We start from the raw sequence: 26,634 nt of genomic DNA, 5'->3' as shown, positions 1-26,634 counted from the left end.
CATCGCATTGACCCTGGACCAGACTCAAGGGTTCAGAATGGCGACCGGAAACCCGAGGAATTCCGCCATGAACATTGGTCAGCTGGCGCGCCGGGCCGGCGTCCCGATCGATACGGTCCGCTACTACGAGCGCCAGCAGCTGTTGCCCACCGCGGCACGTTCGGCCGGTGGCTACCGCATCTTCGGCGAGCAGGACCTGCGTCGCCTGCGCTTCATCCGCCGTGCGAAGGCGCTGGGTTTCAGCCTGGAGGAGATCGCTGAACTGCTCGCACTGAGCGACCAGCACCAGCACGACATGGGCAGCGTGCGTGACACCGCACGGACGCGCCTGCGCGACATCGAGCAGCGCATGAACGAACTGCAGCGCATGCATGCGGCACTGTCGCAACTGGTCGAGGCCTGCCCTGGCCACGGTGCGCTGGTGCACTGCCCGATCCTGGCGGCGCTGACCGAAGACGGCGAGTGACCAGGCACCCGGCGGAACGATGGCGCACCCGGCCGCGGACGTGAAGAAAAGTGCAACAAATGCTTGCCAACCCCAGGGGGCATCGCTATTATTTCGCTCCTCAGCGACGTGGGGCCATAGCTCAGCTGGGAGAGCGCCTGCATGGCATGCAGGAGGTCAGCGGTTCGATCCCGCTTGGCTCCACCAATCTTTCGGCATTAGGCCGTCGAAAGGTCGCTAAAGAACATTGATGAGAATTGCGTCCCCATCGTCTAGAGGCCTAGGACATCACCCTTTCACGGTGGCGACCGGGGTTCGAATCCCCGTGGGGACGCCACTCATCACGAACAACGAGGACCCGGCCGATAACCGGGTCTTTTTTGTTCACCGCCAACCGGCATTCAGGTTGTGGCGTCACGGTGGTCTCCCGGATCGTATGCGGGGCGCCGGAACGAAAAAGCTCAAAAGGCTTCCACAAACGTGAACACGCAGGTATGATAGGCGGCTCGGTAACACGGGGCCATAGCTCAGCTGGGAGAGCGCCTGCATGGCATGCAGGAGGTCAGCGGTTCGATCCCGCTTGGCTCCACCACTTTCGACATTAGGCCGTCGAAAGTTCTACAATTTGAAGTTTTTCGTGCGTCCCCATCGTCTAGAGGCCTAGGACATCACCCTTTCACGGTGGCGACCGGGGTTCGAATCCCCGTGGGGACGCCAGTTTCAAAAGGACCCTGCTCCCGGCAGGCATCCTGGTTTCATGGGGCCATAGCTCAGCTGGGAGAGCGCCTGCATGGCATGCAGGAGGTCAGCGGTTCGATCCCGCTTGGCTCCACCACTTTCGACATCAGGCCGTCGAAGGTTCTACAACTTGAAGTTTTCGTGCGTCCCCATCGTCTAGAGGCCTAGGACATCACCCTTTCACGGTGGCGACCGGGGTTCGAATCCCCGTGGGGACGCCAATTTCTGAAAACCCCGGCTTCGGCCGGGGTTTTTCTTTTCAGAAGCGTCGATACATTCCGATCGAGGCTGGCGCCGTCGGCGCGAATCCGTACTGCGCATACAACCGATGTGCCTCGCCATCGGCGAGCAGGCTCACATAGGCCGAAGGCGGAAGGTTGGCCTGCATCCATTCGTCCAGACGCCGCATCACCTCCTTGCCCAGTCCCTGCCCCTGCAACCGCGGCAGCACGGCGATATCGCAGACCTGCAGGTGGCAGCCGCCATCGCCGACGATCCGGCCCATCGCCACCAGCTCACTGCCCTGATAGGCGCAGACACCGAACAGGGTATTGGGCAGCGCACGTGCAGCCGCTTCGGCGGTCTTGGCGCTGAGCCCGGCCAGCGCCCGGAGCTGGCAATAGGCCTCGACCGTGGGCACGCCTTCACGGAAATGGCAATGGGCCGGATCGTTCATGCGGAATCTCCCTGAGTGTCAGGCTATCCTGCCGCATCCGCGTCGCAGCCGCCGCGACTCACCCCGACAGATATCGCATGTGCTACTCCGCTTTGATCCGGGCCGACTACGCCAAGCTGGTGCGCGAGTTCGGTGCCGTGCTGTCGCTGGAGGAGTTCGCCGAGCTGTACGCGTACGACCCCGGCAAAAAGCAGCCCAGGACGCCCAAGGCCATGGATGACGGCTTCGCTGGCGCGCGCACGGAGCTCGGCCGCGACATCGTGGCCCGGATCCAGCGGTGGCATGCACAGGAGCAGGCCACGCTGGAAGCCGAGCTGGCCCAGCAGCGCGAACGCCGCGACATCGCAATCGCAGCCCTGGCCACCCGTCCCACACTGAAGGCGCGCAACGAGCTGCGCATCGCCGGCAACCGCATCGATCGCGCGCAGACCCGGCTCGACGACCTGCATCGCGTGCAGCTGCTGCCACGCGACAACCGCATTTTCCCCGGCACCTACGCGCCGGTGATGGTGAGCGAGAACGGGCAACGGGTGATCAAACCGATGCGCTACCGGTGCCGTCTGCCGGATGCGCCCGCGCGCAACGACGTGCTCTATCCGGGCAGTTACAACGCCCGCCGTGACAGCCTGGAAGGCTACTGGCGCGGCGCTTTCGGGCAGCGTCATGGCGTGGTCGTCATCCAGGCCTTCTACGAACACGTGTCCCGGCACGCGGTTGGCGGACGCGCACCGGCCCCTGATGACAGGACGGGAGATATGGTCCTTGAGTTCCGCCCCGACCCGCCCCGCGACCTGTTGGTAGCCTGCCTCTGGTCCGAGTGGGACGGCCCCGAAGGACGCCTCCTCTCATTTGCGACCATCACCGATACGCCGCCGGCCGATATCTCCGCCGCCGGCCATGATCGCGGCATCGTGCCGATCCGGCCCGAGCACCTCGATGCATGGCTCAATCCGGAACCTGGCGATCTGGCCAGCCAATACCGCATCCTCGACGATCGCGAGGAGATCCGTTACGTCTTCGAGGAGTCCGCCTGAGCACGCACTGCGGCCGGATCGTCCGGGCACCGCGCCTGGATCAGGCGCGGGCGCTGGAATGCCCGACCGCGCGGGCCAGCGCCTGCGACAGCTCCGCGGACAGGTAGGGCTTGACCAGCAGCACACCCGACTGCATGGCCTGTGGCAGCTGCTCCGCCGACATGCCGGTCGCGAGCACGAAGGGCACGCCGCGGGCGGCCAGCGCCGCCGCGACCGGCTCACTGGTTTCCTGGTGGGCCAGGCGATAGTCCAGCAGCGCCACGTCCGGCGTGGTTTCTTCCAGCAGCCTCAGCGCTTCGCCGACGCTCGCAGCCAGCCCCACCACCTGTGCACCGGCCTGCACCAGTTGCATCTGCAGCAGGGCCGCGCTCATCTCGTCGTTCTCGACCACCAGTACCCGCAGGTCCTGCAACGCCGCCATCGATTCCCGCTCCTGTGCATATCACGCCGGCGCAGTATAGCGATCACGGGGGCAATGCCGGCAGATTCGGCCGCAATCGTCCCGCGCCGGGCAGCCTCTATGAAAGTGCGCTCGACCTCGGGTAAAATCACCCGCTGCCTGCCGGTGTGGCGGAATGGTATACGCAGCTGACTCAAAATCAGCCGGGGGCAACCCCATGAAGGTTCGAGTCCTTTCACCGGCACCATGCATCAAAGGCCAGGTCCACGACCTGGCCTTCTGCATTTCCGGCCCGTCACCTGCGTCGCCCCTCCCGCGCGGCGACCGCCCAGCGCCGCCGCCGTGCGCGCCGCAGCTGACAACGTTGCCAGCAGGCCAACGCTGCGGAATTCTTGCAAGGCGCATGCGCATCTGCCTATCGTGACTGGCCGTACCTGGGGGCGGGGGAATGCATGACGTTGCCGGCTGCACTGTTTTTTCTGGTCACGCATGCATTCGTCGTCGGCCTGGCAGGCCCTGGAGATCCGGTGGGTTCGTTCCTGATGTCGAGCGCCGCGCCGCTGCTGGCGGCCATGGCATGCGTGCGCCGTGCGCGTGACAGCCACGCCGCCTGCAAATGGAGGACCTTCGCTTTCGCCGTCAGCCTGTTTCCGGTCGCACTGCTGCCACTGCTGTTTCCAGGCATCACCAATGCCTGGCCGGCGCAGGTCGCACTGACATCGTTGATCCTCTACGTGTTCTATCGCATCCCGCTGACCTACGTGGCCGCCAGCGCCGACAGCCGGAACCGCCATGTCCGCAGCGTCGACCTGTCGATCATCGGCCTGCTCTGGCTGCTGTACTACACGCATGCGCAATCGACTGCGCAGCTGGATACCGCGCTGTGGACGCATGGCCTGAACGCCATCAGCACCACGCAGAACAGCCTGCTGTTCAGCTTCGCGCTGATCCGCTACCTGGCCGAGGACAACGCAGATCGCCGCGACTTCTTCCGCACCCTCACCCTGTTCCTGCTCGGCTACTTCCTGATCGAGCAGTACGTCAGCCGGTATCGGCCGCAGACCCCGGACGGCGGATGGGCAGATCTGCTCATCAGCGGCCTGTTCCTGCTGCTGGCGGTGATCGCCGGCAGTCCGCGGCGCAGGACCGCGCCGCCTGTCCCGCGCAACCTGCGGCGTTTCGTCGAGGCCAGCGTGCCGTTGATGCTGCCGCTTCTGCTGATGCTGGTCGCATTGCTGATGGCGCGCACGAACCAGACGATGGCAACGGTGGGCTTCATCGGCGCCATGCTGGGCTATGCACTGCGCAGCGTGCTGAGCCAGGTGGACATCCAGCGCCAGCGCGACGAGCTGGCAGCGCTGGCCCGGCGTGACCCGCTGACCGGGCTGGGCAACCGCCGCAGTTTCGATGAATCGCTGCCGGGCGCCCAACGGCGCGCGCGGCGCCAGGGCCTGGGCCTGGCGGTGCTCATGATCGACATCGACCACTTCAAGCGCCTCAACGATACCTACGGACACCCGGAGGGCGATCGCCGCCTGCAGGCGGTGGCCGCGATCATCGATGGCTGCCTGCAGCGCGGTGACGACCTGCTCGCCCGCTACGGCGGCGAGGAATTCATCGCTGCGTTGCCTTCCTCCGACGTGGCCCATGCGATGGCCATGGGCGAGCGCATCCGCGTGGCGGTCGAAGACGCCGCGCTGCCGTCCGGCCCGTCCAGCGTAACCGTCAGCATCGGCGTGGCATGGTTGGCTGCCGATGCTCGGCAGGAACCGGACAGCGTGGTCGAACGTGCGGACCAGGCCCTGTACCGGGCCAAGCGCGCGGGCCGCAACTGCGTCCGCGGCGAGGCTTTGCCGGAACGTACAGCGGCCCCTGCCCTGCGCGCCTAGACCACGCGCAGGGTCGGCACGCCATGCTGCAGGGCAGCGCCGCCCGCCGCCCCCTGCACACGGAATCCGGCGACGGTCTGCAGCAGGTGGGCCGACTGTTCTTCCATGCTGCGCGCCGCGGCGGACGCTTCCTCGACCAGCGCCGCGTTCTGCTGGGTTCCCTGGTCGATCAGGTCCACCGCGTGGTTCATCTGCTGGATGTCATCGCTCTGCTGCTGCGAGGCGCTGCTGATCTCGGTGACCAGGTCACTGACCCTGCGCACGTTGAGTACGATCTCGTCCATCGTGCGGCCAGCACTTTCCACCTGCGCCGTGCCCGCACCGACATTGGCCACCGATGTGTCGATCAGCTGCTTGATCTCCTTGGCGGCGCTGGCCGAGCGCTGCGAAAGTTCGCGGATCTCGGTGGCGACGACCGCGAACCCACGGCCGTGCTCGCCGGCACGGGCCGCCTCCACGGCAGCGTTCAGCGCCAGGATGTTGGTCTGGAATGCGATGCCGTCAATCACCCCGATGATGTCGACGATGCGACGCGAGGAGGCGTTGATCAAGGCCATCGTCGCCACCACCTCGTGCACCACGCTGCCGCCGCGCGCAGCCACCTCCGCTGCGCCGCCGGCCAGCTGGCTTGCCTGGCGCGCATTGGCCGCCGTGCGCTGCACCGTATCGGCCAGGCCCTTCATGGACACGGCGGTTTCTTCCAGCGAGGCCGCCTGCTGTTCGGTGCGCTGCGACAGGTCGCTGTTGCCCTGCGCGATTTCGGTCGCGCCGACCGCGATGGTATCGGCAGCGAACTTGATCTGGCCGATGATGCCCGCCATGGCTTCGACCAGCGCGTTGACGCCATCGCACAGCTCGGCGATGGGGCCACTCTTGTCGGCAATGGCGACGGTGCGGGTCAGGTCGCCCTGCTTGGCCGCCGCCACGACCTCCCGGGTCTGCGCCACCGCACGCTGCATGGCCTGGTTCTCATGCACCTGCGCGGTGATGTCGGTAGCGTATTTGACGACCTTGAACGGCCTGCCGTTGCCATCCAGGATGGGGTTGTAGGAGGCCTGGATCCAGATCTCGCGGCCGCCCTTGCCGAGCCGCCGATACTGCCCGGCGTCGTACTCGCCGCGCCCGAGCTTTTCCCAGAACCGGCGGTACTCGGCGCTGTCGCGAAGCTCGGGCTCCACGAACAGCGCATGGTGTTGGCCGCGCACCTCTTCCAGGCTGTAGCCGGTGGCGGCGAGGAAGTTGGCGTTCGCCGAGAGAATGTGCCCGTCCAGGCTGAACTCGATCACCGCCTGCGACTTGTCGATGGCGGCAAGCTGCCCCGCCGAGTCCGCGGCCTGCAGCTTCTGCGCGGTGATGTCGGTCGCGAACTTGACGACCTTGAAGGGCCGGCCCTGCGGGTCCAGCACCGGGTTGTAGGACGCCTGGATCCAGATTTCGCGCCCGCCCTTGCCCAGCCGTCGGTACTGTCCGGCGTCGAACTCGCCACGTCCCAGCCGGGCCCAGAAGTCCCGATACTCGGCGCTGGACGCCTGATCGGGATCGACGAACAGCGAATGATGCCTGCCCTGGATTTCGTCCAGACGATAACCCACCGCCTGCAGGAAGTTGTCGTTGGCCTGCAGGACGGTGCCATCCAGATCGAATTCGATCACCGCCTGCACGCGATGCAGTGCGGCCACCTGGGCGGCCAGCTCGGCATGACCGCGATCGCTGTCGACCCTGCCGGGCCGAGGCTGTCCCGCCAGCGCCCCCAGCAGGGAACGCCACGGCGACCAACGGGTGTGCAGCTCGGCTGGCGCCTGTGCGCCTGCCGTAAGGCCTGGAATGAGCATTGTCTGATCCTCGGTGTCCGGTAAGCGGTTGCGATCCGCCAGGCGGGATGCCCGACGGCGACATCAATTGCTTGGACTACAGGTGCCGGCAGGCACCTCTCGAGCAACGGGCAAGAACATCTGGGGGCGGGTGCGATCGACATCCGGGAGCGGCGGAACACACTGCGCGGGCCGCCCGACGGGGCAGCCTGGGGTCCTGCAGCGGGTGACGGGAGCGGGATCCAGTGAGGTTATCGGCACCTCCGTTCCGGGCTTTAGGCCCCTCCGCAGCGGGCCCTGTCCAGCCCCCTCCCCCTGCAGCGCCTGACGGGCCCCTAGATGCAGCCTGCAACGAAAAGGTTGCCATGACCATCGGGGCTGTCGGCAAGGGGGTGGACAGGCAAGGATGCGCCCACCACGGACCGTCCATCGACACGGAGATCGCATGTTTTCACGCCTGGCTGCTCTTTTCGCCCTCGGCCTGTGCAGCAGCGGCGCGCTGGCCGCCGATGCAGGCTATCGGCCGGGTTTCAATCCCGCACAGCTCAAGGGCCCGCCCGCCGGCCGCGTCAACGAAGTGCTGGTGCTGGGTTCACCGCACCTGTCCGACCTGCCCCCGACCTTCCAGCCGGCAATGCTGGAGCCGCTGCTGCAGCGCCTGCAGGCATGGCGGCCAACGGCGATCGCCGTGGAGAACCTGTCCGGACTGCAATGCGATTTCATGCGCCGCAATCCCGCCCGCTATGCCGAGAGCGTGGAAAGTTACTGCGTCGATCCTGCACCTGCCCAGGCCGCCACCGGTCTGGATGTTCCAGCGGCCAATGCCGAAGTCGATCGCGTGCTGGCGGCATGGCCCGCCACACCGACGCACGCACAGCGTCGCCGGCTGGCCGCACTGTTCCTGGCCGCAGGTGAGAACGGCTCCGCGCTGGTGCAGTGGCTGCGCCTGCCGGCGCAGGAGCGTCGCGCCGCAGACAGCCTGTCACCGCAACTGGTGCAGTTCCTCGACAAACGCGCCTCGCGACGCAACGAAGTCAGCCTGATCGCGGCCGAGCTTGCCGCACGCCTGGGCCTGGAACGCCTGTGGGCAGTCGATGACCACACCGCTGATTCGCCCACGCCAGCGGCACTGGAGAAGGCGGCTGGCGAAGCCGTCATGAAGGCCTGGGACAATCCCGCCACCCAGGCACGACGGGCCGCCGATACGGCCCTGTACGCCGAACTCGGCAGCACGGACGGCCTGCTGGCGCTCTATCGGAACTACAACGCGCCCGACACCGTCGCCCGGGTCTACGACAGCGATTTCGGCGCAGCCCTGGTCGAACCATCGCCAGAAGGCTTCGGCCGCCGCTATGTCGGCTACTGGGAAACCCGCAACCTACGCATGGTCGCCAACATGCGCGAGGTGCTGGGCCAGCACCCGGGCACCCGCATGCTGACCCTCGTCGGCGCCTCGCACAAGGGCTACTACGAGGCCTACCTCAACCAGATGCACGACGTGCGGCTGGTTGATGCCAACAGCGTGCTGGACTGAGCGCCAGGGCTAGCAGGGGGCCGGCGCATCGCCGCGCCGCGACCGCCACAGCAGCACGCAGGCGACCACGATCGCACCCAGGGTCAGTATCAGCAGCACCACCACGCCGCCCTGCAGGGTGGGCAGCAGCGCCTGCGCCCGGGCATCGCCGTGCAGTTGCTCCAAACGCAGGCAGGCGGCTACCGCCAGCCACCAGCCGATCATCGCCGGCGCGAAGGCACGCAGGGCATCCGGGGTCCAGAAACGCATGTCGTTCTCCAACGGGGTGGGTGTGCGCGCAGTATTCGCGGCCGTCCTCTCACAGACTGAGATCAGCCGCCACCGGCGTCGCTGTCCACGCCCTCAGCCGGCCATTCGCCGGCTTCCCCCTGCACCTGCACGTTGTTGCGTCCCATTGCCTTGGCCCTGTAGCACTGCGCATCGGCCGCAGCCACGGCCTGGTCCACCCCCATGCCGCCCAGCAGCGGTGCGATACCGATGCTGGCGCCCACCCGCAGGCGGTGCTGGTCCCAGGGAATGGAGAGGCTGGCCAGGGTCTGCAGCAGTTCGCCGCCGATCCGCGCCGCGCGGCGCGGCGTGCAGCCGGACAGGATCACCGCGAACTCGTCCCCGCCCAGCCGGGCCACCACGTCCGAATCGCGCACGCCGTGGCGCAGCACGCTGGCCACCGCCCACAGCACCGCATCGCCGGCCAGGTGGCCCCAGGTGTCGTTGACCGGCTTGAAGCGGTCCAGGTCGATGTACATCAGCGATGCCGCCTGGCCTGTCCGCTCGACCCGGGTGATGGCCTGCTGCAGATGGACTTCGAACCCCCGCCGGTTGCTCAGTTCGGTCAGCGGATCGATCTCCGCCAGCTGGCGCGCTTCGCGCTGCCGTGCACGCTGCTGGGTATCGTCGCGCAGCACCCACACCGCACCGCGCACATGGCCCTCATCGTCGCGCAGCCAGGCGCGGGTCAGGTCCACCGGCACCGTCGCCGTGCCCAGCCGCAGCAGCAGGTCGGCATGCAGGTCGACCGCGTTGCTTTCCGGGTCCAGCAGTACGGCCACGTCCAGCATCGAGCCGGGGGCGTACTCGGTGGTCAGTTGCAGCACGTCCTGCACCCTGTAGCCGGCCAGCGCCTGTGCGCCGTCGCCGGCCAGCATGCGCACGGCAGCGGCATTGGCATATTCGATGCGGCCCTCCAGGCTGACGCTCAGCACCAGGTCGGCGACGGCGTCGAGGGTGATGCGGCTGCGCTGCTCGCTTTCAAACAGGCGCTGTTCACTGCTGCGTTGTGCGCTGATGTCCTGGATCTGCGAGACGAAATGCACCGGCTCGCCGCGTTCGTTGCGCACCAGCGATACCGACAGCCGCGTCCAGATCACCCTGCCGTTGCGATCGAGAAAGCGCTTCTCCAGGTGGTAATGGCTGCACCGGCCTGCCAGCAGGTCCTGCACCAGGGCCAGATCGGCCTGCAGATCGTCCGGATGGGTCAGCCGCTGGAAATCGACCTGCAGCAGCTCCTCGCGCGCATAGCCCAGGATGCGGCACAGCGCGTCATTGACATCCAGCCAGCGCCCTTCCAGCGAAACCAGCGCCATGCCGAGCGCAGCCGAGGTGAAGGCGCCTGCGAACTTCTCCGCCGCCATGCGTGCTTCCGCACGTGCCTGCAGGATCTCGGTGATATCGATGGCCATGCCGACATAGCCGATGCGCGTGCCATCGGCGCCGTCCATGCGGCTGATCGAAAGCCGCACCTGGCGTTGCCGGCCATCCTTGCGCAGCAGCGTCCATCGCCGCGAATAGGTCTGCCCTTCGGCATGCGCACTGAGGGCCTCGAACACATCCGGCAGGTGACCCTGCGGGTCGGCCAGCGGTTGCAGCCAGGCCTTCAGCTCATCCGGCTCATGGAAGGCATCCAGCCGCCGCAGGCCGACCACCTCGGCGGCGCTGTAACCCAGCAGGCGCTGCGCCCCCGTGTTGAACAGGGTGATGGTGCCATCGGTATCGGTCGCGATCACCGCGACGTCGTCGGAGGCGTCCACCACCGACTGCAGGCGCTGGCGGCTCTCGGCCGCGTCCTGTCGTGCCTGCTGCAGCTCGGTGACGTCGGCGTGGGCACCCGCCATCCACAGCGGCCGCCCCTGACCGTCCCATTCGAACACGCGACCGCGGTCATGGACCCAGATCCACTGGCCGTTCTTGTGGCGCATACGCACCAGGCAGGCGTAGTTGTCGCTGCGCCCATCGAAATGCTCCTGCAGCGCGGTGTCCGACAGCGCGATGTCGTCCGGATGCACCAGTGCCGCGAAGGTCTTCTGGCAGATCGGCTCCAGCTCTTCCAGCCGGTAGCCGACGATTTCGGCCCAGCGCGCGTTGACCCGCATTTCGCCGGTCTGCACGTTCCACTCCCAGGTGCCGGCAGCGGTGCCTTCGATGATCATCGCAAGCCGCCGACGCTCTTCGGCCAGCGCATGCAGACGGCGTTCGAGCAGATCGTTGCTGTTGTTGCCCTGACCCGCCATCAAGCCCTTCTCCGTCCCGCGCAGGCGTGCACGGGCCGCAGCAATCCGCTGCAGCTGTCACGGAATCGGACGGGGCGTGCTGGCGTCATGGTCCTCCCCAGCGACAGCGGGTCGGCCACACGCCTCCCCAGATGCGCAAGTGTGCGCAATCACGGGGAAAATCGACAAGTCCCCCGCCCCGGTTCAACCGTGACGGGGGACACGCTCCTCAACTGCGCTTGGCGCGGGCGAAGGCTTCAGCCAGTGCGTTGTTGGCCGGGGCTGCCGAGGGGGCGGGCCGACCGCCGTTGCCCTGGCCCCGCCCCGGGCTCCGGCCCGGCCCGACTGCGTCACGCCGCGGCCCTTGTCCCTGACCACGCTCGTCACGGCTGCCGGGGCGGCTGGTGGCCTGGCCGGGGGTATCGTCCAGGCGCCGGGTCAGCGCGATGCGCTTGCGCGGCACATCCACCTCAAGCACCTTCACCTTGACGATATCGCCAGCCTTGACCACGTCGCGCGGGTCCTTCACGAAGGTGTCGGAGAGCGCCGAAATGTGGATCAGGCCGTCCTGGTGCACGCCGATATCGACAAAGGCACCAAACGCGGCGACGTTGCTGACCACGCCTTCCAGCACCATGCCCTCGCGCAGGTCCTTGATGTCTTCCACGCCCTCGGCGAAACGTGCGGCCTTGAACTCCGGGCGCGGGTCACGGCCGGGCTTTTCCAGCTCCCTGAGGATGTCGCGCACCGTCGGCACGCCGAAGGTCGCATCGGTGAACTGCTCGGCCTTCAGCCCACGCAGGAAGCTGCCATCGCCGATCAACGCCTTGATCGGGCGCTGGGTACTGGCGACGATGCGCTCGACCACCGGATAGGCTTCCGGATGCACGGCGGACGCGTCCAGCGGCTCGTCGCCGTCGGCAATGCGCAGGAAGCCGGCACACTGCTCGAAGGTCTTCTCACCCAGCCGGGCGACTTTCAGCAGGTCCTTGCGGCGCTTGAACGGACCATTGTCATCGCGATGGCGCACGATGTTCTCGGCCACCGTCGCCGACAGGCCGGACACGCGCGACAACAGCGCGGCCGAGGCGGTGTTCACGTACACCCCGACCGCGTTCACGCAGTCCTCCACGCGTGCGTCCAGTGCGCGCGCCAGGCGGTACTGATCGACGTCATGCTGATACTGGCCCACGCCGATGGCCTTCGGTTCGATCTTGACCAGCTCGGCCAACGGATCCTGCAGGCGGCGCGCGATCGACACCGCGCCGCGCAGCGACACGTCCAGGTCCGGGAACTCCCTGGCTGCGAGCTCGGAAGCCGAGTACACCGAAGCACCGGCCTCACTGACCACCACCTTCTGCAGCTTCGGATTGCCGACCGCCTTGATCGCTTCGCCGGCCAGCTTGTCGGTCTCGCGGCTGGCGGTGCCGTTGCCGATCGCGATCAGTTCCACGTTGTACCGGGTACACAGCTGCCTGATCGTCTGCAGCGACTGCTCCCACTGGCGCCGGGGCTCGTGCGGATAGATCGTCTCGGTGGCGACCAGCTTGCCGGTGGCATCGACCACTGCGATCTTGCAGCCGGTGCGGATGCCTGGATCCAGCCCAAGCACGGTCTTCGGGCCCGCCGGCGCAGCCAGCAGCAGATCCTTCAGGTTGTCACCGAACACGGTGATCGCGTCCGCTTCGGCCTTTTCGCGGGCCTGGTTGAACAGATCCAGCAGCAGGTGCATGTGCAGCTTGGCACGCCAGGTCAGGCGGCAGGCATCGAGCAGCCAGCGGTCGGCGGCACGGCCCTGGTCGGCGATGCCGGCCTTGCGGGCCACGCGCCCCTCTGCGTACTGATGGCCTGCCTCGGCATCGCTGCCCGGGTCCAGCTCCAGGTACAGGATCTCCTCGCGACGCGCGCGGAACAGCGCCAGCAGGCGATGCGAGGGAATTTTCGCCAAGGCTTCGGCGTGCTCGAAATAGTCGCGGTACTTGGCGCCCTCGGTCTCCTTGCCCTCGGCCACGCGGGCGCGGATCACGCCGTGTTCGCCCAGCCAGGTGCGCAGCTCGCCCACCAGTGCGGCATCTTCCCCCCAGCGCTCCATCAGGATCGCCCGCGCGCCCTCCAGCGCCGACTTGGCATCGGCCACGCCCTTATCGGCATCGACAAAGCTGGCCGCGAAGGCCTGCGGGTCCTGCGTCGGATCGGCGAGCAGTCCATCGGCCAGCGGCTCCAGGCCGGCCTCGCGCGCAATCTGCGCGCGGGTACGGCGCTTGGGCTTGTAGGGCAGGTACAGGTCTTCCAGCCGGCTCTTGGTATCGGCGGCGAGGATGTCGTTGCGCAGTTCGTCGGTGAGCTTGCCCTGCTCGTCGATGCTGGCCAGCACCGCCGCACGGCGGTCTTCCAGTTCGCGCAGGTAGGTCAGGCGCACTTCGAGATTGCGCAGCTGGGTGTCGTCCAGGCCACCGGTCACTTCCTTGCGGTAGCGGGCGATGAACGGAACGCTGGCACCTTCGTCAAGCAGGCCGACAGCGGCGCGCACCTGGCTGGGCTGGGCACCGATTTCCTCGGCGATGGTCTGGGCGATCTGCTGGGCGAGCGCGCTCTGGGCGTTCTTGGCGTCGTGCATTGCTTCAGGTCTGTGCCGCGTTACGGGAAGACCCCATTCTGGCAATCCGCGACGGAGCCGGACAAGGCATTGACAGCAGACGGGGTTCAGCGGCGTGTCCGGTCTGGACGCCGGCATCCTGGCAGGGGGGGCTCGGACTGGCCCGGGGCTGGGATGCCGGCGCGGGCGCGCGATGGTGGGCGCGCCCTGCCGCGTGTTGCGAGGGTCAGCGGTAGTGGCGGGCGGCGCGCTGCATGACGATCTCGTCACGCATGCCTTCCAGTGCCATCAGCCTGACCTTGCCGACACCCTGCAGTTCCATGAACCGCTCGGTGTAGAACTCCGGCCCCAGCGCGGTGTCGGCGCGCGATTTGCTGAAGCCATAGGGCACCACGCCCTTCTCGCCATCCTTGCTACCACCGACATAGAGAACGATTGCCATGTGATGTATTCCTCCAAATTGCTACTGCGTACTGCACTCGATGAGCGATGCTGCGAGCCCATCGGAGAGGAGCTTACCGCGTCGTACCTGACTGGAACGTCACGCAGGCTAATGACGATCGGTTGCATGCAGATGACGGCGGGATCGCAGCAGAATGCTTACGGATCTTTAACTTCCAGCTAACGAATTCCAAGGAACTCCCGCCAACGGCGCAGCCCTCGTGGCCGGTCGTGTAACGCGTTTCATGTGATTGGGCCGGGCGGGGGGTGGGTTCGCGGGACACGCCGTAAACCCGTCCCTGGGGGCTCGATGGCGCCATCCATGGCGCCAACGGTCCCGCGAACCCACCCCGCCCGGCCCCTGACAGTTCTTCGGGCACGTTCACCCACGGAAAAGAAAAAGAAGATCAAAAGCAAAAGCAGCCTGGCCGGCTGCATTTTGTAGAGCCGAGCCCACGCTCGGCTGCTTTCAGGTCAGTCCACGAAGCCGAGCGCAGGCTCGGCTCTACACGAGCACGTGCAGCGGGCGACCGGCTTCTGCTGTTCTTTCTTCTTTTCCGTGGGTGGTGCAGGCCACAGCCCTCTATCAGAGGGCGGTCGGGTTGGGGTCGCGGGGGTGTCCGCGGCACGCATGCCGCGGCCACCCCCGCGAACCCAACCCGACCGACCAGCCCGCCGGTTCTGCATTTGGCGACAAAGCGCATTGCCGCCCACGAGGGGCTGTGCCGTTGGCTGCAGACTACGGCCACCAGCCGTGCCCGAACCGGGCGTAATGATCCGCCGCCCGCTCGAACGGGTTGCGCGCACTCACCCCACCGCACAACAGGTACACCGGCAGGTACAACGGCCCCAGCACCATGTACTGGTACACGTGCGCACGTTCGTGATCATCCAGCCGGATCAGCGGTTCCACGCCCCACCCCGCCTGATGCGCATAGGTGCGGCAGGAAATGCCCAGGTCATGCCCGGTGTGCAGGATCACGTTGCCCAGGGTGATCGCCCCGCCGGGACCCCAGGGCCAGCGGTCGAACACCAGCGCGCAGTCAAGGCCGCTCCAGCGCACCGTCGCACCGCCCAGCAGCCCGGCCAGGCCTCCGACCAGGCCGATCAGCGAATTGGGGACGGTCCAGGCTGCACCCAGCACCTGCAACGCACGCAGCCAGATCGGCCGGACCATGGCAGGACGGTTCAATCGGCCTCGTTGGGAATCAGCAGCCACAGGATCAGATAGACCAGGATGCCGGGGAATGCCGCCGATGCCAGCGACACCAGTACGAAGACCACCCGCAGCAGCGTGGAATTCCAGCCGAAGCGATGCGCGATGCCGCCCATCACCCCGGCGATCATCCGGTCGTTCAGCGAACGCGACAACGTGCGGGGCGCGGTACTCATGGCGGATCCTCCTGGGAGTGCATAAGGCAGTCGAACAGGGCTCGACTCTACACCGCCCCCTGTCTACGGCGTGCGTTGGCGCAGCGCCTGCAGCCGTGCGCTGAACCATGCAGCCGACGCCTGCTCCGGTTGCCCGGGGCACTGGATGCGGTAGGCCTTGCCGCTCATGCTGCTCTGGGTAGCGGCGCGTTCGATGAACTGCTCGGCGCTGTCCACCAGGTCCTTCTTCAGCAGGTAGTCGTACTTGCGCTGCAGGTGCGCGCGCGCACTGCTGCCGTCGTACCAGCGGCCGTTGCGCTGGAAACGGCACTGGGAGCCGTCCAGGCTGGAGATCAGCTGCGCGATTTCGCCGCGCGCTACGGGGCCCGGGGCCGCAGGGGCCCATGCAGGGGTCAGCAGCAGCGCTGCAACCAGCAGTGATTTGTGCGACAGCATCCTTGGCTCCAGCCCGTCCAGAGCGCCTGAGACTAGCCCTTCCCGTCCCGGGCCTTCAACCAGCCATCAATCGTAGCTGGCACTTCGCGCTGCGCCCGTCCGGACACGTAGATTCCAATATGCCCCCCGCGGAAACTGGACTCGGTGTAGTCCTCCGTGCCCAGGCGCCCCCGCATCGCGCGCGACGCATCCGGTGGCACCAGATGGTCTTGCTCGGCATAGATGTTCAGCACGGGCAGGGTCACCTGCGACAGATCCACAGCTTCCTCGCCGATCCGCACCGTACCGTTCACCAGCGCGTTGTCCTGGTAGAACTGCTTGATGAAGTCGCGGAACGCCTCGCCCGCCAGATCCGGCGAATCGAAGATCCATTTCTCCATGCGCAGGAAATCCTCCAGCGCGGCCTTGTCATCGAGGATGTCCAGCAGGCCCACGTACTTCTGCACGTTCAGGCGGAACGGCTTGAGCATCAGGTAACTGGCATTCATCAGGTCGGCCGGGATGTTGCCCAGCGTGTCCACCAGCAGGTCCACGTCCACCTGCCGCGCCCAGTGCGAGAGCATGTTGTCGGCGGTGTGGAAATCAACGGGCGTCACCATGGTGATCAGCTTGCCCAGCTTCTGCCGGCGCAGCGCCGCATAGCACAGCGCGAACACACCGCCCTGGCAGATGCCGAGCAGGTCCACCGGGCCGCCGCTGCGCGCGCGCAGGGCATCCACCGCGCCCTCGATGTAGCGCAGCAGGTAGTCCTCCAGCGTCTGGAACCGTTCGGATCGATCCGGGTAGCCCCAGTCCAGCACGTACACGTCCTGCCCCAGTGCCAGCAGCTTCTGCACCAGCGAGCGATCGGCCTGCAGGTCAACCATGTAGGGGCGGTTGACCAGTGCGTAGACGATCAGCAGCGGCGTCCGCCGGGTCGGTGCCTGTTCGCCGACGAAGCGATAGAGCACCACCTTGCCATCACGCCAGACTTCCTCGCGGGCGGTCACCCCGTAATCGACATCTTCCACCTGTGGCAGCAGCTTCAGCCCTTCCATCAGCTTGCGCTGCATGGCCAGGGTCTCCTGCATCAGGTCATCGGCATTGAAGCCCAGAGGTCCCTTCATCGGTCATGTTTTCCGCGAGGAAGTACGGGAGGTCGCCTTCCTGGCTGGCGCACGCTTTGCAGCAGCCTTCTTGACTGCAGCCTTCGGCGTTGGCGCCGCCTTCTTCGCGGCCGCCCTGCGAGTGCCAGGCTTCACCCTGGCCGGGGCCGGCTGTGCGGCCGGATCCACCGTCGCCGTACCCGCCAGCACCGTCACCTGCGCCTGCAGGCGACGCAGGCTGCGCTCCAGCTCGGCAATGCGACGGTGCGCGGCATCCATTTCGGAACGGGTCGGCAGGCCGATCCGCTCGCTTACCTGCTCCACTTCGCGCTGCAGCCCAGCGCGCAGGCGCATCTGTGCGTTGCCGAGGTCGGCATAGACCTGCTGGAACGGCTCGGACAGGGCCACCTTGGCGTAAGCCTCTTCGGCCGCCTCGATCCACAGGTCGAACATCGCCCGCGCGCTGGTCAACTGGCTGCCGGGCTGCTCATGCTGGGCCAGCCGCTGCTCGAACAGGTCGAAGGCCTCGTCCAACGCCTGCCGGATCTGTTCGACATAGGCGCGTGACTGCTGCTGGTAATCCTCCTGCGCGCGCAGCAGGGCCTGCCAGCGCGCCTGGTGTTCACGGCCGGGACCGAAGGCGGGGCTCTGCAGCCACGGGCCCGCCTGCAGCTGCCATTGCTGCAGCCAGTTGGCGAACTCCGGCAACGAACCGCCGGCCTGGGTGCTGCCGCGCGCGCCCTGCAGCATCCATTGCAGCAGGCCATCCCCCTGGCCCTGCACTGCCTCACGCCAGGCCTGTGCCACTTCTGCGCTGCTGGCGTCGCGTCCGGCGAAGCGGCTGGCGACCTCCTGCATCGTGCCGTACCAGCTGCCCGCCTGCTCGCGGAACCGGCGCACCGCGTCCTCCGGCGCTCCCGGCCCCTGCTCGGGCAGCATCTGGCTCCAGCCGTCAAACAGGCGCTGCCAGCTGCCCGCATCGCCGCTGCCCGGCGCACCGGCGGCGGAGGCATGGCGCAGGGCATCGCCCCAAGCCCCGAAATACTGCCGGGCCAGAGTCTCGAAATCGCTGCTGCCGGCGTCATGGGCCGAACTGGTCATCGCAGGCCTCCGCAGGATGCCGTCATGGCTTGGGAATACGCAGGGTCTTGCTGATCATCAGCGACCCGGACAGGGCGAACAGCAGCACCATCGGATGCAACTGCCACGGACCCAGCTGCCATTGGCCAAGCCAGATGTCCGGGCCGATCGCGTCGGTACCCGCCGCGATCGCCAGCGCGATCACCAGCACCAGGCTGGTCGGGATCGGGGTGCCCTCGAAAAACTTCACCTTGCCCTCGTCGCCGGCCAGCGCCTCGGCAGTCACGTTGTAGCGGGCCAAGCGGCTGACGCCACAGCAGACGAAGTAGCTCAGCACCAGCCAGTCCCACCCGCCCTGCATGCCACAGGCATAGGCCAGCGCGGCCGGGGCCACGCCGAAGGAGATCACGTCGGACAGCGAATCCAGCTCGCGGCCCAGCGTCGAACTGGATTTGCGCCAGCGCGCGATGCGGCCGTCCAGCGCGTCGAAGATGAAGGCCAGCGGGATCAACGCCATGCCGAACAGCAGGTAGCCACGCTCGCCATCCTGCAGGAAGCGCATGGCGGCGAACACCGCGCCGGTGCCGCAGAAGGCGTTGGCCAGGGTGAACCAGTCCGCCAGCTGGAACTCGCGCAGCATCGAGAAGTGACGTTTCATGAAGTCTCACGGGGCATCAAGGGCCACAGGTTACCGCGAGCGCAGCCGCTGGCGACAGCACGGCCCGCGTTCCCCCTTCACCGGTCGCTCACGCATCGTCACCAGCGGTGAATTTTTCGCCACCCATCTTGACAGCCTAGGGGGGTGGCGCCTGTCGAGGCTTATCCACAAAGTTGCCCACGCGTAATCCACACCCCCTGTGGACAACCCGTTCTCACCGACTGCGACGGTGGACATTTGCTCATCACTTCTGGCGGGGTTTCCGCCCTTCCCAAGCCGGCTCTCTGGCGCTATGGTCAGCGGCGGACCCGCCGTCGCCACGTCCTGATCCCCTCACCGGACGATGCCGATGCTGGACGCAGCCACCCTGGCCGCTCAACTGCGGATGCCCCATGGCGACCACGCCCTGGACGTGGCCGACGCGATGAACCGCAGCAATGGCGCGCTCAACCAGGCCGCCATCCGCCTGCTCGCGACCGCTGCAGGCGAGAGCGTGCTGGAAATCGGCCCGGGCAATGGCGCGTTCGCGCCCCTGCTGCTGCAAGCGGCCAACAGCCGCTACCTCGGTATCGAACTGTCCACCGCCATGGTTGCGGCCGGCAACCAGCGACTGGCCTCGACCGGCCTGGGTGATCGCGCGGAAGTGCGCCATGGCGACGCCCACGCCCTGCCCGTCACCGATGCCTGCATGGACGCGGCGCTGAGCGTAAACACCCTCTACTTCTGGCCGAACCTGGCGCCGGTGCTGGACGAACTGGCGCGGGTGCTGCGCCCTGGCGGCCGCCTGTGCCTGGCATTCGGCGATGCCACTTTCATGCGCGGTCTGCCGTTTGCCTCGACCTTCCACCTGCACGAACTGGAGGCGGTGGAACGCGCGCTGCGGATCTCGGGCTTCCGTGTTTCGGCCTGGCGGGCACACCGTGAAACCGCGGAAGGCAACGATGGCCAGCAGCGCGAGAAGCACTTCCATCTGCTGCTGGCGCACCGGCAGTGATCGTTTTCCGTCGGGGATGGCCCGGCGCTACCTCAAGGATGCCGGCCCGGTAGCGCCGGGCCATGCCCGGCGAGCGCAGCGGCCAGGCGCCCAGGCGCTCAGCCGGCAATCCGGCGCCGCCAACCGGCGAAGCAGAACAGCTGCAGCACCAGCATCATCACCAGTCCCAGCGGCCAGGCCCACCACAGTCCCGCCAGGCCATGCCGCGCATGCAGCCAGGCCGCCAGCGGCAGTTCCAGCAGCACGATGGCCGCCATTCCGAGCAGCGCCGGCCACACGACCGTGCCGCTGCCGCGCATCACGCCCACCAGCACCGAGGCGCCGCCCATTGCCAGCACGCCCCAGGCCACCGTGCGCAGCTGCTCTGTCGCCAGCGCGCGTACATCCGGTGCGTCCAGGATCAGGCCGACCAGCCACGGTGCCGACAGCATCACCAGCCCCACCACCGCAGCCAGCAGCCCGCCCCCCAGCCACGCACCGGTGCGGGCGATCGCAGGCAGCCGCGCCACGCGCCCTGCGCCCATCGCGTGCGCAGCCAGTACAGTGGCGGTGATGCCCAGCGACATCGCCAGCAGCTGCACCCAGCTCATCAGCTGGTTGACCGCGCCATAGGCGGCGGTCGCCAAGTACCCGTGCCGGTTGATCCAGCCCAGCAGTACGATTTCGGCAACGGCCAGGCTGAGCATCTGCAGCGACGACGGCACCCCGATCCGCAACATTGATCGCGCCGTGACCGCATCCACGCGCACCGCACGCAGCAGATTACGGTCGGGTGCCAGCGGATGCCCCTGTCGGCGCCAGCGCCACGACAGCCAGGCCAACGCCAGCGTGGAAGCCAGCACCGCGGAGAATGCGGCGCTGGCTGCTCCCATCCTCGGCAGGCCTGCAGCACCGACGATCAGCAAGGGTGTACACAGCAGGCCGATCAAGGTGGCGATCAGCAACGCGTGCAGCGGCGACATCGCATCGCCCACCGCGCGGCTGACCGACGTTGCCAGCCAGAGCAGGAAGATCACCGGCACGCCGCTCAGCATGATGCGCGCGTAGGCGATGGCCTCACCCAGGATCGGCGCCGGTGTGCCGAGCGCCTGCAGCAGCTGCGGTGCGAACAGGTTGCCGACCACCATCACCAGCAACGACACCGCCAGCATCAGTGCGATCGCCGTTCCGGCGACCCGCCGCACCCGCACCACATCACCGCAGCCCCACGCCTGCCCGATCAGCACCGTGGCGCCCGTAGCCAGGCCCATTGCCAGGGCCAGCAACAGGAAGAACATCGGAAACACCGCTGCCGCTGCGGCCACCGCATGTGCACCGAGCAGGTGGCCGAGGTAGATGTTGTCGAGCGTCCCGGAGGCCAGCTGCAGGGCGTTGGTCAACAGCATCGGCAGCAGCAACCCGAGATAGGCGCGCCACAGGGGGGGCGACACAGGCGCTGCGGACAGTGATGGGGGATTCATGGGCATTCCATGGGCAAGGCGTTGCCCTGCCCGGCCAAGGGGCCAGCAGGAGACGCAGGTGGGAGGAGTAACGGCCCGCGGTCAGCGCGGCCGCTTGCATGTGCGGGGCGGCAGGTCAGTCGTCGGTGCTGCCGGCAGGTTCGTCGAAGGCCAGACGCAAAGCGTGGCTGCGTACGTCGACAGGCCAGCTTTCCAGCACAGCCTGCAGGCGCGCGCGGTCGTGCGCGAACAGCGCACGCGTGGCTTCCTCGAAGCCGGGCAGATCGCCGCCGATGGTCTGCAGGAAGTGATACGCGCGCTCGGCGTTGCGGCGCTGCCGGTCCAGATCGGCACCGGCCCGGCTGGCCGCTTCCACCAGCCGCCGCAGCGCCACCGAGGCGCCGCCCGGCTGTCCGGCCAACCAGGTCCAATGACGCGGCAGCAGCGTGACCTCGCGCGCGACCACACCCAGTTTCGGTCGCCCGCGCCCGCGCGCCACCACCGGCTCATCGGTGGCCGCCGTCTGCACATCGGCGTCCGCGCGTGATGCCGGGAAGGCCTGGGCGATACGCACCAGCAGCTGCGCGACGCTGCCACGCGTGTCGAAATCCCGGGTCAGGCCGGTGGCGTTGTCGAACACCAGCAGCGGGCCGGCAGCCGCATCGGCACGCAGCTGCCTGAGCGCCAGCGCGGCGACGTCCGGCGTACCGGAAGCGACAAGTCGATGACCGTCGAAGCAGCTGAACGGCGGAAGGGGAGCATTGGACATGGCACGGGCACCGGGGCGATGCGGAAATATTACCCGGGCAATTTTATGGCGTCAATATCACCCGGGTATTAATCCGCACTGCCTCGACGCGGCTCACAGCCTGCTGAACGACCAGCTCTGCATGCGTCCGTCCTTGTACGGCATCACCCCGTGGAATGGACGCGGATCCGCATCGAACACCAGCGGCAGGAAATTGCGGTCGCCCTCCCACATCGGCAGCGTGTCGAGCTTGTCCAGGTCCACCCACTCCAGCGTGCCCTCATGGTTGCCGCCATGCGGGCTGCCTTCAAAGCCATCGATCACGAACACGAACCCGAACCAGTCCTCACCGTGCTTGCCGAAACCCGGCCAGCTGATGGTGCCGCGCAGACGCATCGAGGTACACGCGATGCCAGCCTCCTCTGCGATTTCGCGGCGCATGCCGGCTGCCACGTCCTCGCTCGGCTCGATCTTGCCCCCCAGGCCGTTGTACTTGCCCAGATGGTGGTCGCCGGGACGGGTATTGCGATGGATCATCAGCACCTGGCGCCCGTCGGGCGAAAGCACATAGCCCAGGGTGGCGACGATCGGGGTATACGGCATGGCGGCATCCGGCGGCAGGTCAGCCCCGGATTATGGCCGATCAGCGCACCAGCGACAGGCGACGCTCGCCATCGGCTGCCGCGCTGCCGTCCGGATCGCGACGCAGGGTGGCCACGCCATGGCCACGCTCGGCCAGGTATTCCAGCCACTTGCCGAGGAAGGTGTTCATCCGCATGCGGTGGCTGATCAGTTCGGCCGGCGGCGGATACAGCCCCATGGTGTCCTGCCAGCGGCGGCCGACGTAGCAATGGGTGGTTTCAGCCTGGCGTGCGTCGCGGTACAGGCGCACATAGGCCGACGGGTCCGGCTCGCCGGTCACCGGGTCGGCCAGGTCGTAGGTCAGGCGCAGTTCGACGGTGTAGCGATGGCACTCGATCACGTCCAGGCGCACATCCAGGCCATCACCCACCGAAGAGATGTAGCTGCCCGCAACCAGCTCGGCCGGTGCGAACAGGCGCACCAGGTGCCGGTAGTTTTCCGCATACAGGCCCATGAGCCAGCTCAGCCGGCTCAGGCGGGGAATGCGTTCGGTTCGGGGCAAGGCTCGGGCCATGGGTCGATCCTACACGTTGGTGGTTCAACGTGGGGGCGGTTCACGCCGCAGCCAACCCACCGGCCGCGATCGTCCCTGTCCAGCCACGCGCCGACGGGTAGCGCTGGGGCATGCCCGGCGAGCACGCAGCGCAGCCATCAAGCGTGGCCCGGCATCGCCGGCGCCGCCGGGAGAGGATCAGTACATTTCGCGCTGCAGCCCCAGCGTGCCCAGCACCTTGCTGGAGATTTCCTCGATGGAAGTGTGCGTGGTGCTCAGGGTCGGAATCCTCTCCATGCGGAACATGGTCTCGGCCGCAGCCACTTCGCGCCGGCAGGTTTCCAGATTGGCGTAGCGCGAGTTCGGCCGGCGCTCCTGGCGGATCTGCTGCAGCCTGTCCGGGTCGATGGTCAGGCCGAACAGCTTCCGCCGGTAGTTGCGCAGCCGCGCAGGCAGGCGGTCGCTTTCCAGGTCTTCATCGGTCAGCGGGTAGTTGGCTGCGCGCACCCCGTAGTGCAGGGCCAGGTAGATGCAGGTCGGGGTCTTGCCGGCCCGCGACACCGCCACCAGGATCACGTCGGCATCGTCGTAGTTCACCGCGATGCCGTCGTCGTGGGTCAAGGCGAAGTTCATCGCATTGATGCGGCGGTGGTAGGTGTCGAAATCGACCATGCCGTGGGCCTGGCCGACCCGGGCCAAGCGCGGGCTGGACAGTTCCCGCTCCAGCGGCTCGATGAACGGCGCGAACACGTCCAGCATCAGCGCCCCGCTGTCTGCCAGGATCAGGCTCAGGCTCTGGTCCACGCAGGAGTTCACCACGATCGGCCGGACCTGGTAGCGCTCCCCCGCCGCCTGGATCCGGGCACAGGCTTCACGGGCCTTTTCGGGGTCATCGACGAACGACATGCGATCGGTAATGAAGCTGAACCCGGAGAACTGGGTCAGCAGGCTATGTCCAATGGTTTCAGCGGTGATACCGGTTCCATCGGAAACATAGAACACCGGGCGGATGGTCGACATGCGCGCTTTTACCCCCTACGAAGCCTAAAAAGGCCGCCAGCACAAGCTTGTGCCGACGGTACTCTGCCCGGCATCATATCGGCTTCTTCCTACGGACGCGGCCATTACAGCCCGCCTCGGGCGATGGCCAAACGGAGCATCGCGCTTGAACGAGAACATCCTGTGGTTGCACGAACTGCGTCTGGCCGACCTGGCCCGCGTAGGCGGCAAGAATTCGTCGCTGGGCGAGATGATCGGCAATCTGGCCGGTCTGGGCGTGTCGGTGCCAGGCGGTTATGCCACCACCGCTGAAGCCTTCAAGGACTTCATCGCGCACAACGATCTGTCCAAGCGCATCTTCGACAAGCTGGCCACGCTGGACGTCGAGGACGTTACCGCGCTGACCGCGGCCGGCAAGGAAATCCGTGGCTGGGTCATCGACGCTCCGCTGCAGCCGCAGCTGGACCAGGACATCCGGACCGCGTACGCCAAGCTGAGCGCCGAGAACGGCGGCGGCGACGTGGCCGTGGCGGTGCGCTCTTCGGCCACCGCCGAAGACCTGCCGGATGCCTCGTTTGCCGGCCAGCAGGAAACCTTCCTCAACGTCACCGGTGCCGACGATGTCGTGCACAAGGTCAAGGAAGTGTTCGCTTCGCTGTACAACGACCGCGCCATCGCCTACCGCGTACACCACGGCTTCAAGCATGAGGACGTGTTCCTGTCCGCCGGCGTGCAGCTGATGGTGCGCTCGGGCGTGGGTTCCTCCGGCGTGCTGTTCACCCTGGATACCGAATCGGGCTTCCGCGACGTGGTGTTCGTCACCTCGTCCTTCGGCCTGGGCGAAATGGTCGTGCAGGGCGCGGTCAACCCGGACGAGTACTACGTCTACAAGCCCACCCTGCAGGCCGGCAAGCCGGCGATCCTGCGCCGCTCGCTCGGCAGCAAGGCGATCCGCATGGTTTACTCGGACGTTCCCGGCGAGCGCGTCAGGATCGAGGACACTCCGGCCGAACTGCGCAACACCTTCTCGATCAGCGACGAGGACGTGCAGGAACTGGCCAAGCAGGCGCTGGTGATCGAAAAGCACTACGGCCGCCCGATGGATATCGAGTGGGCCAAGGACGGTGTCAGCGGCAAGCTGTTCATCGTGCAGGCGCGCCCGGAGACGGTGAAGTCGCGCAGCCACGCCACCCAGATCGAGCGCTTCGCGCTGACCGAGAAGGGCGGTAACGTGTTGGCCGAAGGCCGTGCCGTGGGCGCCAAGATCGGTTCGGGCGTGGCCCGCGTGGTGAAGACGCTGGACGACATGAACCGCGTGCAGCCGGGCGACGTGCTGATTGCCGACATGACCGATCCCGATTGGGAACCGGTGATGAAGCGCGCTTCGGCCATCGTCACCAACCGCGGTGGCCGTACCTGCCACGCCGCGATCATCGCCCGCGAACTGGGCGTACCGGCCGTGGTCGGCTCGGGCAACGCCACCAAGGTCATCGAAGACGGCCAGCTGGTCACCGTCAGCTGCGCTGAAGGCGATACCGGCTTCATCTACGAAGGCAAGCTCGGCTTTGAGCGCACCACCACCGATCTGGGCAACATGCCGCCGGCTCCGCTGAAGATCATGATGAACGTGGCGAACCCGGAACGTGCCTTCGACTTCGGCCAGCTGCCGAACGCCGGCATCGGCCTGGCGCGCCTGGAAATGATCATCGCCAGCCACATCGGCATCCATCCGAACGCGCTGCTGGAGTACGACCGCCAGGACGCGGCAACGAAGAAGAAGATCGACGAGAAGATCGCCGGCTATGGCGACCCGGTCAGCTTCTACGTGGACCGCCTGGCCGAGGGCATCGCCACCCTCACCGCGTCGGTCGCGCCGAACCCGGTGATCGTGCGTCTGTCGGACTTCAAGTCCAACGAGTACGCCAACCTGATCGGCGGCAGCAACTACGAGCCGCACGAAGAGAACCCGATGATCGGCTTCCGCGGCGCCAGCCGTTATGTCGATCCGAGCTTCTCGGCTGCCTTCGCGCTGGAGTGCAAGGCCGTACTGCGCGTGCGCAACGAAATGGGCCTGGACAACCTCTGGGTCATGATTCCGTTCGTGCGCACGCTGGAAGAAGGCCGCAAGGTGGTGGAAGTCCTCGCCCAGAACGGGCTGAAGCAGGGCGAGAACGGCCTGAAGATCATCATGATGTGCGAAGTGCCGTCCAACGCACTGCTCGCCGATGAGTTCCTGGAGATCTTCGACGGCTTCTCGATCGGCTCCAACGACCTGACCCAGCTCACCCTGGGCCTGGACCGCGACTCGTCGATCGTCGCCCATCTGTTCGACGAACGTAACCCGGCAGTGAAGAAGCTGCTGTCGATGGCGATCAAGTCGGCACGGGCCAAGGGCAAGTACGTCGGCATCTGTGGCCAAGGCCCGTCCGATCACCCGGACCTGGCCGAATGGCTGATGCAGGAAGGCATTGAATCGGTGTCGCTGAACCCGGACACCGTGGTCGATACCTGGCTGCGCCTGGCTAAGCTGAAGGCCAACGGCTGATCCAACCACAAGCTGAAAACAGAAACCCCGCCTCGGCGGGGTTTCTGCTTTTGGGGAGGACCTACGGGCCCGAT

At 67.0% G+C, this 26,634-nt stretch carries 24 protein-coding genes and 7 tRNA genes; 13 read left to right on the top strand and 18 right to left on the bottom strand.

All coding sequences use genetic code 11. The annotated features are described in order from the left end of the window. The first annotated feature begins 67 nt into the window (after positions 1–67). The 7 genes from AC5P76_RS13670 to AC5P76_RS13640 all read left to right on the top strand — a co-directional run bounded on the left by AC5P76_RS13670 (position 68) and on the right by AC5P76_RS13640 (position 1,404). The gene (locus tag AC5P76_RS13670) at positions 68–466 is read left to right on the top strand and encodes a heavy metal-responsive transcriptional regulator (RefSeq protein ID WP_065175310.1); all 399 of its coding nucleotides are present in this window, start codon (positions 68–70) and stop codon (positions 464–466) included. Between the two features lie 110 nt (positions 467–576). Next, positions 577–652, top strand: a tRNA-Ala gene (locus AC5P76_RS13665). A gap of 54 nt (positions 653–706) precedes the next feature. After that, positions 707–782, top strand: a tRNA-Glu gene (locus tag AC5P76_RS13660). A gap of 179 nt (positions 783–961) precedes the next feature. Further along, a tRNA-Ala gene (locus tag AC5P76_RS13655) sits at positions 962–1,037 on the top strand. 49 nt (positions 1,038–1,086) lie between these two features. Next, positions 1,087–1,162 (top strand) — tRNA-Glu (locus AC5P76_RS13650). 42 nt (positions 1,163–1,204) lie between these two features. Then, positions 1,205–1,280: transfer RNA gene (locus AC5P76_RS13645), tRNA-Ala, on the top strand. Positions 1,281–1,328: 48 nt separating this feature from the next. Next, a tRNA-Glu gene (locus AC5P76_RS13640) sits at positions 1,329–1,404 on the top strand. 38 nt (positions 1,405–1,442) lie between these two features. Here AC5P76_RS13640 and AC5P76_RS13635 read toward each other — a convergent pair. Then, complete coding sequence (locus tag AC5P76_RS13635) at positions 1,443–1,859, bottom strand: GNAT family N-acetyltransferase (protein WP_053520436.1); 417 nt, start codon at positions 1,857–1,859, stop codon at positions 1,443–1,445. 77 nt (positions 1,860–1,936) lie between these two features. On the opposite strand from AC5P76_RS13635, the gene AC5P76_RS13630 reads away from it, so the two are divergent. Continuing rightward, positions 1,937–2,893, top strand: a complete 957-nt coding sequence (locus AC5P76_RS13630; protein WP_253120156.1) for an SOS response-associated peptidase family protein — start codon at positions 1,937–1,939, stop codon at positions 2,891–2,893. A 40-nt stretch (positions 2,894–2,933) separates the two neighbouring features. Here AC5P76_RS13630 and AC5P76_RS13625 read toward each other — a convergent pair whose 3' ends face one another. Continuing rightward, complete coding sequence (locus tag AC5P76_RS13625; protein WP_053520434.1) at positions 2,934–3,314, bottom strand: response regulator; 381 nt, start codon at positions 3,312–3,314, stop codon at positions 2,934–2,936. Positions 3,315–3,454: 140 nt separating this feature from the next. Between AC5P76_RS13625 and AC5P76_RS13620 the strand changes: the two genes are divergently transcribed. Both AC5P76_RS13620 and AC5P76_RS13615 read left to right on the top strand, forming a co-directional pair. Further along, positions 3,455–3,540, top strand: a tRNA-Leu gene (locus tag AC5P76_RS13620). A 205-nt stretch (positions 3,541–3,745) separates the two neighbouring features. Continuing rightward, complete coding sequence (locus AC5P76_RS13615; protein ID WP_253120153.1) at positions 3,746–5,182, top strand: GGDEF domain-containing protein; 1,437 nt, start codon at positions 3,746–3,748, stop codon at positions 5,180–5,182. On the opposite strand, the gene AC5P76_RS13610 is transcribed toward AC5P76_RS13615, so the two are convergent. Next, entirely contained in the window at positions 5,179–7,014 is a 1,836-nt protein-coding gene (locus tag AC5P76_RS13610; protein ID WP_253120151.1) for a methyl-accepting chemotaxis protein, read from the bottom strand. The two genes, AC5P76_RS13615 and AC5P76_RS13610, sit on opposite strands and share 4 nt — an antisense overlap. A gap of 424 nt (positions 7,015–7,438) precedes the next feature. Here AC5P76_RS13610 and AC5P76_RS13605 point away from each other — a divergent pair, with 424 nt between their 5' ends. Next, positions 7,439–8,527: a DUF5694 domain-containing protein gene (locus AC5P76_RS13605; protein ID WP_253120148.1), complete on the top strand. Its 1,089-nt coding sequence runs from the start codon at positions 7,439–7,441 to the stop codon at positions 8,525–8,527. A gap of 9 nt (positions 8,528–8,536) precedes the next feature. Here AC5P76_RS13605 and AC5P76_RS13600 read toward each other — a convergent pair whose 3' ends face one another. The 10 genes from AC5P76_RS13600 to AC5P76_RS13555 all read right to left on the bottom strand — a co-directional run bounded on the left by AC5P76_RS13600 (position 8,537) and on the right by AC5P76_RS13555 (position 18,700). Beyond that, the gene (locus tag AC5P76_RS13600; RefSeq protein WP_253120145.1) at positions 8,537–8,776 is read right to left on the bottom strand and encodes a hypothetical protein; all 240 of its coding nucleotides are present in this window, start codon (positions 8,774–8,776) and stop codon (positions 8,537–8,539) included. A 62-nt stretch (positions 8,777–8,838) separates the two neighbouring features. Beyond that, complete coding sequence (locus AC5P76_RS13595; protein ID WP_065175317.1) at positions 8,839–11,034, bottom strand: PAS domain S-box protein; 2,196 nt, start codon at positions 11,032–11,034, stop codon at positions 8,839–8,841. A 208-nt stretch (positions 11,035–11,242) separates the two neighbouring features. After that, positions 11,243–13,630, bottom strand: coding sequence for a Tex family protein (locus AC5P76_RS13590; protein WP_253120142.1), 2,388 nt, complete (start codon positions 13,628–13,630; stop codon positions 11,243–11,245). Positions 13,631–13,835: 205 nt separating this feature from the next. Continuing rightward, the gene (locus AC5P76_RS13585; protein ID WP_005410085.1) at positions 13,836–14,051 is read right to left on the bottom strand and encodes a hypothetical protein; all 216 of its coding nucleotides are present in this window, start codon (positions 14,049–14,051) and stop codon (positions 13,836–13,838) included. Between the two features lie 738 nt (positions 14,052–14,789). After that, positions 14,790–15,227, bottom strand: a complete 438-nt coding sequence (locus AC5P76_RS13580; protein ID WP_164153109.1) for a hypothetical protein — start codon at positions 15,225–15,227, stop codon at positions 14,790–14,792. An 11-nt stretch (positions 15,228–15,238) separates the two neighbouring features. Continuing rightward, positions 15,239–15,442 carry a PspC domain-containing protein gene (locus tag AC5P76_RS13575; protein WP_074899197.1) on the bottom strand — a complete coding sequence of 68 codons (204 nt, stop codon included), beginning with the start codon at positions 15,440–15,442 and terminating at the stop codon, positions 15,239–15,241. 63 nt (positions 15,443–15,505) lie between these two features. Next, positions 15,506–15,877 carry a YfeK family protein gene (locus tag AC5P76_RS13570; RefSeq protein ID WP_053517888.1) on the bottom strand — a complete coding sequence of 124 codons (372 nt, stop codon included), beginning with the start codon at positions 15,875–15,877 and terminating at the stop codon, positions 15,506–15,508. Between the two features lie 32 nt (positions 15,878–15,909). Then, positions 15,910–16,983, bottom strand: coding sequence for a class III poly(R)-hydroxyalkanoic acid synthase subunit PhaC (locus AC5P76_RS13565; protein ID WP_053517887.1), 1,074 nt, complete (start codon positions 16,981–16,983; stop codon positions 15,910–15,912). Positions 16,984–16,986: 3 nt separating this feature from the next. Then, positions 16,987–18,063 carry a class III poly(R)-hydroxyalkanoic acid synthase subunit PhaE gene (gene phaE, locus AC5P76_RS13560; protein ID WP_253119933.1) on the bottom strand — a complete coding sequence of 359 codons (1,077 nt, stop codon included), beginning with the start codon at positions 18,061–18,063 and terminating at the stop codon, positions 16,987–16,989. A 22-nt stretch (positions 18,064–18,085) separates the two neighbouring features. Continuing rightward, positions 18,086–18,700: a CDP-alcohol phosphatidyltransferase family protein gene (locus tag AC5P76_RS13555; RefSeq protein WP_253119935.1), complete on the bottom strand. Its 615-nt coding sequence runs from the start codon at positions 18,698–18,700 to the stop codon at positions 18,086–18,088. 343 nt (positions 18,701–19,043) lie between these two features. Here AC5P76_RS13555 and AC5P76_RS13550 point away from each other — a divergent pair, with 343 nt between their 5' ends. Continuing rightward, the gene (locus tag AC5P76_RS13550) at positions 19,044–19,694 is read left to right on the top strand and encodes a class I SAM-dependent methyltransferase (protein ID WP_253119938.1); all 651 of its coding nucleotides are present in this window, start codon (positions 19,044–19,046) and stop codon (positions 19,692–19,694) included. A gap of 98 nt (positions 19,695–19,792) precedes the next feature. Here AC5P76_RS13550 and AC5P76_RS13545 read toward each other — a convergent pair whose 3' ends face one another. The 5 genes from AC5P76_RS13545 to ppsR all read right to left on the bottom strand — a co-directional run bounded on the left by AC5P76_RS13545 (position 19,793) and on the right by ppsR (position 24,036). Continuing rightward, a complete protein-coding gene (locus AC5P76_RS13545; RefSeq protein ID WP_253119940.1) occupies positions 19,793–21,154 on the bottom strand; it encodes an MATE family efflux transporter in 1,362 nt (453 codons plus the stop codon). Between the two features lie 115 nt (positions 21,155–21,269). Further along, complete coding sequence (locus AC5P76_RS13540; protein WP_111187038.1) at positions 21,270–21,902, bottom strand: DUF2239 family protein; 633 nt, start codon at positions 21,900–21,902, stop codon at positions 21,270–21,272. 93 nt (positions 21,903–21,995) lie between these two features. Continuing rightward, a complete protein-coding gene (locus AC5P76_RS13535) occupies positions 21,996–22,484 on the bottom strand; it encodes an NUDIX hydrolase (RefSeq protein ID WP_053517878.1) in 489 nt (162 codons plus the stop codon). A gap of 40 nt (positions 22,485–22,524) precedes the next feature. Beyond that, complete coding sequence (locus AC5P76_RS13530; RefSeq protein WP_053517876.1) at positions 22,525–23,037, bottom strand: DUF1249 domain-containing protein; 513 nt, start codon at positions 23,035–23,037, stop codon at positions 22,525–22,527. Positions 23,038–23,214: 177 nt separating this feature from the next. Continuing rightward, positions 23,215–24,036, bottom strand: coding sequence for a posphoenolpyruvate synthetase regulatory kinase/phosphorylase PpsR (ppsR, locus tag AC5P76_RS13525; RefSeq protein ID WP_053517875.1), 822 nt, complete (start codon positions 24,034–24,036; stop codon positions 23,215–23,217). Positions 24,037–24,181: 145 nt separating this feature from the next. Between ppsR and ppsA the strand changes: the two genes are divergently transcribed. Next, complete coding sequence (ppsA, locus tag AC5P76_RS13520; RefSeq protein WP_253119942.1) at positions 24,182–26,560, top strand: phosphoenolpyruvate synthase; 2,379 nt, start codon at positions 24,182–24,184, stop codon at positions 26,558–26,560. Positions 26,561–26,634 lie beyond the last annotated feature (74 nt).

This window comes from Stenotrophomonas sp. YJH_SMC_36, assembly GCF_059369935.1.
Note: the sequence above shows the minus strand (reverse complement) of the source record. Positions and strands in the feature narration are given on the sequence as shown.